8 protein-coding genes are annotated in these 13,567 nt (G+C 43.4%); 3 read left to right on the forward strand and 5 right to left on the reverse strand.

Features of this window, described 5'->3' with window-relative positions:
- Nucleotides 1-93: 93 nt before the first annotated feature.
- Nucleotides 94-954 (reverse strand): alpha/beta hydrolase-fold protein, encoded by an 861-nt coding sequence (locus F0261_RS08705; protein ID WP_171337721.1) that lies wholly within the window; start codon nucleotides 952-954, stop codon nucleotides 94-96.
- A 91-nt stretch (nucleotides 955-1,045) separates the two neighbouring features.
- Nucleotides 1,046-1,891 (reverse strand): formate/nitrite transporter family protein, encoded by an 846-nt coding sequence (locus F0261_RS08710; protein ID WP_171337722.1) that lies wholly within the window; start codon nucleotides 1,889-1,891, stop codon nucleotides 1,046-1,048.
- A gap of 376 nt (nucleotides 1,892-2,267) precedes the next feature.
- On the opposite strand from F0261_RS08710, the gene F0261_RS08715 reads away from it, so the two are divergent.
- Nucleotides 2,268-4,403: a methyl-accepting chemotaxis protein gene (locus tag F0261_RS08715; protein WP_171337724.1), complete on the forward strand. Its 2,136-nt coding sequence runs from the start codon at nucleotides 2,268-2,270 to the stop codon at nucleotides 4,401-4,403.
- Between the two features lie 119 nt (nucleotides 4,404-4,522).
- Here the strand turns inward: F0261_RS08715 and F0261_RS08720 are convergent, their stop codons facing one another.
- Nucleotides 4,523-7,438 carry a pitrilysin family protein gene (locus F0261_RS08720; RefSeq protein WP_171337725.1) on the reverse strand — a complete coding sequence of 972 codons (2,916 nt, stop codon included), beginning with the start codon at nucleotides 7,436-7,438 and terminating at the stop codon, nucleotides 4,523-4,525.
- A gap of 330 nt (nucleotides 7,439-7,768) precedes the next feature.
- Here F0261_RS08720 and lepB point away from each other — a divergent pair, with 330 nt between their 5' ends.
- The gene (gene lepB / locus F0261_RS08725) at nucleotides 7,769-8,422 is read left to right on the forward strand and encodes a signal peptidase I (RefSeq protein ID WP_171337727.1); all 654 of its coding nucleotides are present in this window, start codon (nucleotides 7,769-7,771) and stop codon (nucleotides 8,420-8,422) included.
- A 444-nt stretch (nucleotides 8,423-8,866) separates the two neighbouring features.
- Nucleotides 8,867-11,455, forward strand: coding sequence for a TonB-dependent receptor (locus tag F0261_RS08730; RefSeq protein WP_171337729.1), 2,589 nt, complete (start codon nucleotides 8,867-8,869; stop codon nucleotides 11,453-11,455).
- Between the two features lie 518 nt (nucleotides 11,456-11,973).
- On the opposite strand, the gene F0261_RS08735 is transcribed toward F0261_RS08730, so the two are convergent.
- Both F0261_RS08735 and adk read right to left on the reverse strand, forming a co-directional pair.
- Nucleotides 11,974-12,369 (reverse strand): MAPEG family protein, encoded by a 396-nt coding sequence (locus F0261_RS08735; protein WP_014976958.1) that lies wholly within the window; start codon nucleotides 12,367-12,369, stop codon nucleotides 11,974-11,976.
- 147 nt (nucleotides 12,370-12,516) lie between these two features.
- Nucleotides 12,517-13,161, reverse strand: coding sequence for an adenylate kinase (adk, locus tag F0261_RS08740; protein WP_014950043.1), 645 nt, complete (start codon nucleotides 13,159-13,161; stop codon nucleotides 12,517-12,519).
- Nucleotides 13,162-13,567 lie beyond the last annotated feature (406 nt).

Raw genomic sequence — 13,567 nt, forward strand, 5'->3', positions numbered from 1 at the left:
TGTATCGCAGAGCTTTGCACTTCATTGCAATTAACATTGTTTAGCCTGCCTAAAAATTGAATAAAAAACAATCCATCAGTTAAGGAAACGCGACTAGCGAGGCGTTCCCAATATCCAATCGATCCCTTGGATAGCAACGGTGGGAAACACGGTCGCATGTGACGCACCGCCGATAACATGCAATTGTAGTGTTTTGTTTTGATCTGCCTTAGCGATGATTTTACTTGCCAATGCTTTGCTCCCCGCAACCATATCTTGACCCTCGCCAAACTCAGGCGTTTCTAAGCTTCCCACACCAATGTAAACACGCTTGGGCGATTGAGTTTCAGCCATTTCTAAGGTTAGTAAGTAATCGTCATTAAACCACACTGAAGGGCTAACAAGCACATAGTTAGAAAAGGTTTCAGGAGATTGCATGAGCACGTAGCCGCCAAATAGCCCGCCTAATGAATGCCCAATAAAAGTCCGTCGATTGGCGTCTACTCGATATGTAGATTCAATAAATGTTAATACATCTCGTCTAATAAATGACAGGTACTCAGCAGCAAGACCGGTTTCCAGTTTCCAACTATTGGCTATGGCAGGAGTGTAGTCCCTTACTCTACTCTCTACGCCTTTTGATTCTAGGGAATAAGACAACCCCACTATGACCGCTTCTTCCATTTGGCCTACGTTTACTGGCATTCGCATAGAGCCTACGATAATAGGAAAACTATAAGGCGCATCTGTTGTGTATATTACGGGGTAATCCTTGGAAGGAGATGCGTTATAGCTTTTTGGCAACTGTACAAATAACGTATATTTACGTGCAGTTTCCGTATCTTCTATTGTCACCATTTTGCTTCTAGGTAACGAAACAGACGCTTCAGAAATGATAGGTTTAATGATTGATTCAGCAAAAGCACATGAAAATGCACTTCCGACAAGAATTATTGCTGTTAGAAAGCGAAGCACCGTAACCCCTTAGTGGTTTAAACGGCATGTTATAACGCAGCTAATTTCAATTAACCACTGTTTGCACACCAAGGGTCACTTTTTGACTTCTCTATTTCTCGATTTCCCTTACCACTTGGCCATAAGCCAGCAGCGCGAACAGTCCCGTTCCGCCCACAATATTTCCTAGTAATGTTGCACCAATTAGTGAGAGTGTTTCAAGAACGCTTATTTTATTTTGCAGTGCTAACAAGAAAAGTTCTGTTGAACCGGCTATCACGTGCGTAAAATTTCCTATAGCAATTAAATAAGTAAAAATAACTATCATCAATATTTGAGAATGCTTAACCGATGGCTTCATCCATACAATAGCGGCAATGATAAACCCTGACGTAATGCCGTATGAGAAGGCGTCTGACGGTGATAGCTTGGCATAATGTTCAGAAATAGCGGTCATCCCTTCAACCAGCTCTGGTGGAACAGATTGCAGCGAAAAGCTGAAAAACGCAGCCAAAAAGGTGCCGAACATATTAGCGGCGAAAACAATAGACCACAGACGCGCAATACAAAATCCCATATTTAACGATGGCTTGCTTAACAACGGAAGAATGACCGAAAGCGTATTTTCGGTGAAAAGCTGTAGTCGACCAACGATAACCAACACAAACCCGACGGTGTAGCCTAAATTCTCAATAACAAACTGATTGGGAGAATTTGCAAAGAGGTGATGCAGGATTCCTTCGGCTAGGATTGAAATCGATATACCGATACCTGCTGCAACCCCTGACCACCACAATGACATCATAGGACGCTGGAGTTCTTCTAACCCTTCCCTGTGGACAATGGCATACAAAGAAACAGAATTTAAGCTCTGATTATCTCGTACATCTTTTTCTTCAGTATGACTAAGGGCAACGTCTTGCTCTCTATGCCCAGACTCCTTCACTTTTTCTGTCACTCATGCCTCCTGCAACTCTTTGTGTACATCTATTTTGTTAAAAATCCGGTCTTAGCCGAAAAGTGGACGGTTTGTTAGTAACTATTGATATATGAGACCAACAAAGCCTGCTATTAAGATACGTTAAATGCACGCACTTTCGGTCATTTAGCCCCAACCCGTTACGTATAAAAACCAATACCAATGTACACAGATAAAAACCTAATCTCAAAAAATGATTATATCTGCTGGTGTATGATTGCGCCGTGTAATCCTCAGAATACCTTCAATGTTCGGTTACATTTCAGGTACAGGCGAATTGCTTTTACGCACTAATTACTCGCTGGCAACGTACTTTCATACATTACTTGTCTTTACCAATCTAAGTTGTTTCCTCATGAAAAAAAGTCACTCATTGTCTTCTAAGCTCATGTCAGTTGTTGGCGCGCTGCTAATCTTGATCGCTTCGGTATTTATTGGAGTGAGCTATGTGCTGCTTGATCGCACTGAAAAAGAAATAGACCAGCATGTTAATAATGAAGTTATTGACCAAATACAAAGAACTGTATCAGCGAAAGCGGCACGATATGCAGCGCAAACTGAAACATTAATTAACAGTGCCCATGTTTTACCCAATGCGCTCGCTGCGCAGTTATCATCAAGTATTTCAGCCAACGATGAAGTGTCGTTAAGTCGTGAGCAAACTCAACGTTTAGTGAAAAGCATGCTCGCTAATGGTTTAACTTCAAGTGCATATGCGCAGTTTGAAACCAATTTGTTTGACGGAAAAGCAAAAGAAAACAGCAAAGGAAAGATACATTCAACACCTGGCACTGGAAGCTTTGAAGTGTATTTCATTCGCGGTGAAAACAATAAACCTGAGCAAGTGGTTATTACAGATCCAACGTTAAAACATGATACATCGTTAGATGAATTCGGGTTCAGAGCTGCAGAATGGTATCTGTGTAACAAAGAAACTCGCAGGCCTTGTGTATCCAACCCCTATCAATATGAAATACGTGAAGGATATACAGAACTCATGACCAGCCTGACCGTGCCAGTTATTGCGAACAATCAATTTAGAGGTGTCGTCGGAGCCGACTTAAACCTTCCGGTTATTCAAAAGCGCGCCGAGGATCTTAAGGCATCTCTGTATAGCGGTAATGCTGAAGTATACGTGGTAAGTCAAAATGGGCTGGTTGTTGCGGCTACCAGTGCACAAGATAAGCTTGCCCGCCCTTTCTCGGAAGTTTTTGGTAACGAAGATAAAGCGAGTACCCTGCTAGGAGCTAGCCAGCAGTCTGGACTGATTGAGAGCGATGGTATGCTCTATGTCTCTCAAGAAATCACACTCTCTCTTGCTAACGTCAAATGGAAGATGATTGTGGGAGTGAGTAAGGCCCACGCATTGGCACCCGTTACCTCCCTCGAAACCATGATTTCATCTGCAGTGACATCTTTATTATCTACGCAATTCATTGTTGCAGTCATATGCACCGCAATTGCTCTTGCATTGGTGTTTGCGTTTACAAAAAGTATCATCCAGCCGGTACGCCAAGTGGCTGATAGAATGGAAGAGCTGGCAGGTCAAGGTGGTGATTTAACTCAGGACATTCATGTTCACTCTCATGCAGAGCTGATTCAACTAAGCGAAGCATTCAATCACTTCAAAGAAAAGGTGCGCGAGCTACTCGAACAAGCTAAACAATCCTGTGGTCAAGTGATGGAACAGAGCGAAATAACGCTTGGTCATACAGAGAGTACCAATAAGTTGATTCAAGTTCAGCAAACAGAAATAGATAGTGTAGTAACTGCTATTACTGAAATGTCTCAAACAGCACAGGAAGTGGCTAGAACGGCTGCGGATGCTGCGGACAACGCTGACAATGCAACCGACTCGGTTAAGCAAACAGAAAGCGAAATCTCAGAATCTACACATTCAGTAACTGAACTCTCGAAAAATATGCAAAACGCGTCTAGGGCTGTTAAGGCGGTATCTGAGAGAAGTACGGATATCAGAAAAATTCTCGACGTCATTGGCGCCATCGCTGATCAAACCAACCTTTTGGCACTTAATGCCGCTATCGAAGCTGCTCGGGCTGGAGACAATGGTAGAGGATTTAGTGTAGTGGCTGACGAAGTTCGCTCGCTAGCATCTAAAACCGCTGAGTCTGTGGGAGAAATTGGTAAAGTAATTACAGCACTTCAAAGCGAAGTTGATCATACGGTAGACACCATATACTCAGGGAGTCAAAAAGCCGATGAAGCTGCGCAGCGTTCTCAATCAGCTTTAGAGAAAATGCAGACAACCGTTTTGCAAATCGGTGAAATCAGCGAGCGTATGACACAAATGGCGGCTGCCGCTGAAGAACAAAGCCAAGTAAGTGAGGAGCTCAATAGAAATATGGTTGTTATAGGTAACGCAACTTATGACGTTTCCACCAACTCTCAAGCATCTGCGGAAAGTTCTAAATCCATTTTTGGTGCAGTAAGCGGTTTGCAGCAGCTACTAGCCAAACTAAAAACCCAATAGGTTATTTATCTACCGTTTGAAAACAGCCCACGTGATGTTTGTTCACGTAGGCTGTTTGCGTTTAGACAGCTTCTGCAGAAAAATAATTGACACTCAAAAGTAGTGCCAGTGACCTTAAATTAGGGGTTTAACAATACCGCCTGCCCTAACCCAAGTGCTTCTAAACGCTCAAACTGGGTATCTTTGTCCCCTACTATCAAATAAATCATCTTGTCAGGATGTACATATTCACCGTAAAGGCGCTTTATCTCACCCACGGTTAACGCTTTCACCTCAGCTTCTTGCTGTAAAACGTAATTATTGGGCAAGCCAAAATCGCTGATTTCGCTAACCATACTCAGTTTAGCGCCTAACGTCTCAAACGCCCTTGCACCAGATTTAAGTGTGAATCCTTTCGTAACGCCTAGATCTTCATCTGAATAGTTTGCACCAAACTCTGCTAATATATCCATGATAGCTTGCGTTGCTTCTAAGGTAACGTTCGACCTTACGGCGCTTCGTATGGTGAATTCACCCGTATATTGATCGCTAGAAAACGATGAACGAATGCCATAGGTGTAGCCTTTGTTTTCACGTAGTTCCTGCATAAGCTGTGAGGCGAAACCGCCCCCGCCTAAACGATAATTCATCACACTTACTTTATAAGCATCATCATGAGTAACATTCGGGGCGGAATGGCCGAAATAAAGCACTGACTGTTTGGCCCCTGGCACGTCATAGAAAAAGAGTTGGGCGCTTTCTGGCAGCTTGGGCACTGGTACCCTCGCAAAGGTAACATCCTTTGGTAACCATCGCGCATTAAGTGGCGCTAGGCTTTTTACAACGTCTTGTTGTTTGATGTCTCCCACAACATGGAACTTTGCCAATGACGGTGTGAAGTATTTCTCGTAATACTTCTTAACATCTTCGAGCGTTGTGTCATTTACAGTTTGCTTAGCACCAAGAACCGTTTGAGCAAACGGATGCGCCTTTCCGTAAAGCAGTGTTTTAAACTCAACCGATGCAATGGCATTAGGGTTCGCTTTTACTTGTTCAATCTGGTTGATTGTATCGTCTTTAGCTAATTCAAACTCTTGTTCATCAAAGCGAGGAGAAAGTATCACTTCAGTGACAAGCTGCATTAAGTCACTGTAGTGCTTAGACAATACCGTTCCGCTAATAGTGATGTCAGTTTCAGAAGCACTGGCCTCCAGAGAAGCGCCTAAAAGCTCAATTTCCTGTTCCAGCTGCTCGGGTGTTTTTTCCGCCGTACCTTTAAGCAAGGTTGCGGCGAGTAAATTGGCGGTTCCTGTTTTACCTGCTGAGTCTAGAAGCATGCCACCATCTAGCTTTAACTCAAACGCGACCAATGGCACTTCGTCATTAGCAATACCCGTTATTTTGATGCCAGACGACAGTGTATTTTGCCAAACCTTGGGTGGTGTAATTTCTATTGATTCACCATAAGCAGGCTCTTTTGTGCGATCAAACGATGACGGTGTACGTTCGTATTCAGCCGCAACTGACGCATCAAAGCTCTCTTCCGCCCCCGCGACAATTTGCTCCTCCACTACATTAGCTTCAGTAGAGCCGCTTAACACCAACTCTTGCTGTCCCTTAGGTACAAAGCTAGTGGCGACAAACGGTTTATCCTTGATATAGGTGCTATAGACACGCATTACATCTTGTTGTGAAACGCTCAGAATTTTCTGAACATCTTGGCTGATAAATTCAGCCCCGCCCGCAAAGATTTCGTATTGCGCCAATTGAAAACCTTTACCTAAGACGCTTGAAAGTCCTTGATAAAATTCTGTTTCTTGACCTGCTTTTATGCGCGCCAAATCCTTGGAAGAAATCCCGTCTTTCTCAAAGCGGGCGAACGCCTCGTTAACTCCATCTGCAACAGTGTTTAAGTTCACGCCATTAAACGCCATAACCTGCAGCTGTAGCTGTCCAGCGATCTCAGCATCATAGCCATAAAGAAAAACATCACTGGTGAGCTTCTTCTCGTCAACAAGCACCTTGTTCAGCGGAGCATTTTTGCCTTGGCTTAAGTACTGAGAAAGTACTTGGAGTGGATAATAGTCATCGTGATATTCAGGTACGGTTGGCCACACCATAGTTAAAAGTGGCGCTTGTGCAAAATTATCTATATGGAATCGTTTTATAGTCTCATTGAGCTTAGCAGGTTGAGGCGGTAACTTATTGATTTGCTCTCCCGCAGGAATTTCATCGAAATACTTTTTAACCCACGCTTTAGTTTGATTTACGTCAATATCACCCGCGATGGTAAGCACCACATTATTAGGTACATACCATTTTTTGAAAAACTCTTTCACGTCAGCAAGCGTTGCGTTTTGCAGATCATCTAACGACCCAATCACTTGCCAACTATACGGGTGCCCTTCAGGGTAAAGGTTTTTATCAATCACATATTGATTGTGACCATAAGGACGATTATCCACACTCTGGCGCTTTTCGTTTTTCACCACCTGCTTTTCTTTGGCGAGCACAGGGTCTGTCACGGTATTAATGAAAAACCCCAACTTATCGGCTTCAGCCCAGATCATTTTTTCTAAAGCATCAATGGGTACAGTTTGGAAGTAATTGGTACTATCACGACTCGTCGAGCCATTTGCACCTGAGCCGCCAATTTTCGCGCTGAGTTTATCAAGACCGCCTTTTCCCAAATTCTCTGATTCGAGAAAAAGTAAGTGTTCAAACAAGTGCGCAAAACCTGTTCGCCCTTCTTTTTCTCTGGCTGAACCCACATGCGCAGTAAGGGCGACAGCAGCAACGGGATCAGACCTGTCAACGTGCAGTACAACGGTAAGCCCGTTATTCAGAGTAAAACGCTCGTAGTCCACATTGAACAATGACGTATTTAAGGAAGCAGTACTATTATCTGCATTAGCGGTTTTTTCGCTGGTTATATCGGAAGCAGTTCGTACATTTTGTAGGTCATTGGTGTTATGCGTACACCCTGTCGAAACTGCACTTAGTGTTATTACAGCAATTGCAGTGTACATTCTTGTTCGTTTGAATGTTTCAAGCATTATGTATGTTCTTTGCCAATCAAAAACGTAACAAGTACCACAAGTGCACCACCAGTGCCATGACATTCCTTTTTCGGTCATTTTTAGCATGCCTAAAGAGGCAGCGTTCACTTTTTACAGAGAGAAAAATAAACACCTGATTTGTATAGTTTTTATTGCTTTTTATCAACGTTCAATACCCCGTAGCTAGAGCAAACTTAATTAGCTACCGACATAGTTCGTTACATTTTCCACACCTCAATTTTGAACAAATTAGGTAATTTACAATCTACATCTATTACACAAGTCATGTCGTGATAAAACTTTGATCTAACGAGCAATCTACGAAAAGTGAGAACCGAAGCCGTGTTAAATCTAAAACAGAGCGTTAAGAACAACCTGCCTTTCATTTTATTTATGGTTTTGCTTTTCTCGTTTCGAAGCAGTGTTGCTGACTGGTATTATGTTCCTACAGGCTCTATGGAGCCCACCATTCAAGTAGGCGACCGCGTAGTGGTTGATAAATCAGCTTACACGATAGAACTGCCGTTCACAGACGTTGTTGTCGCGAAAACTGGTAACATCAATCGCGGTGACATTGTAATTATTGACAGTAATGCAGCTGATACCAGACTCATTAAACGTGTGGTTGCCATTGAAGGTGATAAGGTCAAATTAGAAAACAACGTTCTTTTTATCAATGGTGAAAAAGCAACGATAAGCGCCAAAGATCACAATCTTTATTCCGAGGAAATTTTAGGCCAAACACGAACCATAGCGCTTAACCCATTACCTAGCCCTGCGAAAAACTTTAACTTGGTCACTGTCCCCAGAGATCACGTACTGGCAATGGGAGATAATAGGAACAATAGCGTTGATTCTCGATATTATGGCTTCATTCCAATTGAAGAAATTCAGGGCAAAGCCAACTCTGTTGCATTTTCGCTAGACACAGAGAATATGTATCTACCTCGAAAAGAAAGGTTTTTCACTTCTCTTTATTAGATGTCGAGGATAAATTCTCTTTACATTAGCGCAAATAGACCTTTACCTACGCTCAATTTTTAAACACTCGGTTGCTGGTCAAATCAGCTGCGTTTGCCATCAAAAGTTATCTACACGAAAAAGTAGGCAGTATTTTTAATACCTAAAATACGACCATTTTTGCGTTTCTGTTTCTTATCAGAACGCATGGGTTTTATTCCATTTTTTTATTTATTCTTGTCGTAGAAGCATTGTCCCAAGGCTTTTACGCTTCGCAATAATGCCCTATTCCCTCATTTCAAATTCACATTAGTAATACTCGGTTTACACACTTTGTAACCAAGTGTCACATCTTTCGCATTTTACGCTATTGCAACATAAGCATCAGGAGTGCTATTCATAAATCTGCAACAACGTAATGTTGCAGATACACACAACAAGTAAAATGGACATAAGGAAATAACAATGAAACAAGGTCGTAAAGTAAGTGCAATTGCAGTGGGATTAGCACTTTCAGGATTAACCTCTCTATCTCCTGCGTATGCACAGCAAGCTGACGAAGAAGCAGCCAACCTTGAACGAATTGCAGTCACCGGCTCTCGTATCAAACGTACAGATATGGAAGGCCCTTCACCTATTCAATCAATAGATGCAACAATGATTGAAGGCATGGGCTATGAAAACCTTCAACAATTACTAGAGCGTATGCCGGCCACAGGTGCGGGTACCTTCTCGACACGTAATAACAGCCAAGATTCAACAGCCAATGGCGCGGCAGCGGTATCCCTCAGAGGTATGGGACCAGATGCAACGCTTGTTCTAATAAACGGACGTCGCGTGGCTATAAGTGCCTTTGCTGAAAGTATCACTAACTCATTTGTTGATATTAACTCTATTCCTGTTTCCGCCATCGAACGAATCGATATATTAAAAGATGGCGCTTCTGCGATTTACGGCTCAGACGCTGTTGCTGGTGTAGTAAACGTGGTACTGAAGAAAGACTATGAAGGTCTAGAGATTAATGCAGGTTATGGTGGTACAACAGGCCCAAGCTATGATGAGACCACCGCCAGTATTCTATGGGGCTCTCAAAGCGAAAAAAGCAGTGCTACAGTTATCATCGACTATTTCAACAACAGCACGCTTGGCGCTGACGAAATGGGTCGTTACGGTACAGCCAATCAATCTCCTTATGGCGGTATGGACTTCCGTTCGTCGCGAGGTTACCCAGGCTACTTCTATGTGGATGGTGTTAAAACTATCGACCCTGACTGCCCTGAAGATAGCGCAACGGCATCTGGTAGCTGCTTGTTCGATTATGGCCCATTCGGTTTAACCATACCGGCATCTGAACGCGTTGGCTTTATTGGTCAGTTCGACTATAAAGTTGGCGATGAAACCACAGCATTTATGGAAGTTGCAATGCAGCACAATACGTCTGAAGCAGGCGGTGCAGCAACACCTCTTGATGAAGATGCCGGTTTAACCGTTCCGGGTACTCATCCTGATAACCCGTTTGGACAAGACATTGAAATTGGTCGCTACCGCCCTGTTGATGCAGGTGCCCGTCGCTGGGATATCGAATCTGACACCCTTCGTTTAGTCGCTGGCCTTCGTGGCACGTTCAATGATTACGATTGGGAAGCATCTGTACAAAAAGGCCGCAGCCGTTCAGAACAAAGTGGTGATCAGTCACAAGGTTGGGTTCGCGTTGACTGGCTTCAGGAACAAATTAACCTTGGTAACTACAACCCGTTTGGTGGCGTTACTAACCCACAAAGTGTAATTGATGATATTACTACTAGTCTTGTACGCCGTGGTGAATCTCGAATGACCAGCGTTGACGCCCACATTACCGGTGAAGCATTCAGCTTCGGCGACGATGTTGTCATGATGGCAGCAGGTGTTGAATATCGCGAAGAGCAAGTATCTGACGTTCCTGATGTTCAGTTCCAGCGCGGATTAATCTTCGGTACTGAATCGGTTTCAGCCTCAGCTGAACGCGACCAGTATGCAGCATACTTAGAGCTTTCTATACCTTTAGCTGAACAGCTTGAGCTTCAACTAGCTGGCCGTTACGACCATTACAGCGACTTTGGTAGCACAACTAATCCTAAAATCGCATTACGTTGGGCGCCAAGTGATGAAGTAACCGTGCGCGGTTCATGGGCTCAGGGCTTTAGAGCGCCGTCTCTTGCACAAGTTGGCCTTGGTCCGTCACAGAAAAGTGTTTTCTTCGTAGATAAATATCGCTGTGATGCAACAGGTCAAGATTGTGAATCGTTGGATTACAATATCGAGTTTGCGGGTAACCCTAACTTGGATGCAGAAGAGTCAGAATCTTGGAACGTAGGTGTTATCTACGCACCTATTCAAGAATTAGGCCTGAGCATTGATGTATGGAGTATTACGCAGGATAACAAAATTGATGAGCAGCAATTCGGCTTGGTTTACGACGCAGAATGTAATAACCAAGACAGCACGATTTGTGTACGCTTAGATCCACAGTCAGGCGAGTCGCTAGGTGTAATTCAGAAGATTTTCAACACTTACCAAAACGTATCATCTCAAGAAGCGTCTGGTGTTGACTTCAGCGCTAACTATCGCATGGAACTGCAAGAGTTCGGTAACGTACGCTTCAATCTTGATTGGTCTTACATGAACGAATTCGAAAAAGACGGCCTTGAGTACACTGGCGAATACGGCTATCCAGAAAATCGTTGGTTGTTCGGTACAACCTGGTCTAAAGGCGCGTTCGATGCCAACTTGAACATTAGCTTTATCGGCGAATTTGAAGACACGCCTGACATTGATTTCGACGGTGTATTGGATTTTGAAGAAAATACTTCTAGAACGGTTGATTCTCAAATGTTGGTAGACTTGCAGTTTGGTTACAACTACAGCGATAACCTTCGCCTTGTAATTGGTTCAAACAACTTGCTTGACGAAGAGCCTCCATTTGCTATTGGTGATGGCGACTTATACGGCTATGTAGGCGGCGTGCACAACCCGCGTGGCCGCTTCGTATACTCTAAGCTAACTTACCGCTTCTAAAAGCCTATAAGACGAAAAAGCGCTCAACGGCATTGCTTAACAATGGCATGCCTTGAGCGCTTTTTTTCATTCATGTATTAACGTGTGTTTAGAAAAAAGATATTCAAAGAGCACCGTAGTGAACCATGCGAGAATCACAGGCAATACAATCATCACATAAACCGTTACCTCAGAGCCTACCTTTTCGGCGCGCCATGCCTCCATCATCTTCACTTTAAACCTACGCTTCAGCAAGTAGGTGTAAAAAACTAGAAATACCAAAATGATAAGAATCTTTAGCATTTAGACTCCAACCGAATTGGTTAAACGGCCAAACAGGACGAAACTCTTAGGTGGCAAAAGTTCCGTCAAGTCGCTTCGTTGCGTTTTTTTCTCTGTTGCAGGGACTATACCTTCGCAATACACACAGCGAACCTGTCCTCAATATCTGAATTAGCTCAACCTGATTGGAAATGAGGTAAAAAAAATGCCAGCTAAGCTGGCATTTTTTCTATATGTATTTACTTCTTTTGCAACGCTTACAATCCGAAATGAATGAGCACCAAATTACCTATTGCTGCACACAGCATAGCAAGGAAAGTCAGGATCATACCCGCGAAACGCTGCCAGCTAACGCCTGAGTGACGACCTAAGCCATAGGCATGTAATACACGGCCAAATAACAGTGCGCTCCCCAATGCGTGAACAGCCCACACTTGGCCAGTATTAGCTTCAAAACACGCTATCATAATAAGGGTGATAGGTACGTACTCGCTAAAGTTGCCATGTGCTCTAGTCAAACGGCTTAGGTCTTCGTGACCACCATCCCCAATTCCCACTTGGTGGCGACGTCTGGCGCCAATGACTAAAAACGACAAATACAGGTAGCAAATACCCAGTAAGCTGGCGTAAAACGCCGTGATTGGCAAAACCATGGTCTACTCCACATGTTCTAGTTATATCGCGCTGTATTAATCAGCGCTTAATTCAACATTCATGGTTGTCATTAAACGTTATCCGCTAATAACTTACAAGCAACAAAAAAGGCCGCCTAAGCGACCTTTTGTTGACGTTGTTGGCAATTAACCTAAACGCTCAGCAAGTTCAGCACTCACTTCTTCAACTGGGCGTGTACCGTCTAGCTTGTGGTACTCACAGTTTCCAGCTTCCGCTTCAGCACTGTAGTAGTTCACAAGCGGCTTTGTTTGCTCATGGTAAATCGCAAGACGCTTGCGCACTGTTTCTTCTTTATCGTCATCACGAACGATTAGGTCATCGCCTGTTTCATTGTCTTTACCTTCCACCTTTGGTGGGTTGTAAACAACGTGGTAAACGCGACCTGATGCAGGGTGTACACGACGGCCACCCATACGCTCTACGATTACATCATCAGGAACGTCAAACTCGATGCAATGATCAACAGTGACACCTGCTTCTTTCATTGCGTCAGCCTGAGGAATAGTGCGAGGGAAACCGTCTAACAAGAAACCGTCTTTACAGTCATCTTGTGCAATACGCTCTTTTACTAGGCCAATGATAATCTCATCAGATACTAGTTTGCCTTCATCCATTACACGCTTTGCTTCAAGGCCTAGCTCTGTACCTGCTTTAATTGCAGCACGAAGCATGTCGCCCGTTGAAATTTGTGGAATGCCATATTTGCCCATTAAAAACTGAGCTTGTGTGCCCTTACCCGCGCCAGGAGCGCCGAGAAGAATGATTCGCATGAGTGCGTTCTCCGCTTATGATTTTTAAACTTTTTACTTCGGGCACTTTACACATTCAACACTGGGGTGACAAGTGTAAGCAGTACCGTAAAGTTAATCTTAAGACTAATGGCGAATATATGTTCAGCTTATAGGCACTTTTGTAAATTTGCGCCTACACCCATTCAGTAATTCATCCTATTTAAGATGAATAAGCTAACTCTTAGTATGATTAACTTGAAATTTTAGACCGCCGAAATATAGCACAATAAAATGTGTAAACTTACTTTTGTTAGTCGTAGAAATAAAAAAACGGGCATTACGCCTAATGCCAGTCAGTTAAGCTGACTGGCATTTTTCTTTGTGGGGTATTTAGTCGGTCTTTTCCTCACTACTCTGGGGTAATACCTGTCAGGTCGTTTGTCAG

The sequence above is a fragment of the Alteromonas sp. 07-89-2 genome (genome assembly GCF_013113925.1).
Taxonomy (GTDB): Bacteria; Pseudomonadota; Gammaproteobacteria; order Enterobacterales; family Alteromonadaceae; genus Alteromonas; species Alteromonas macleodii.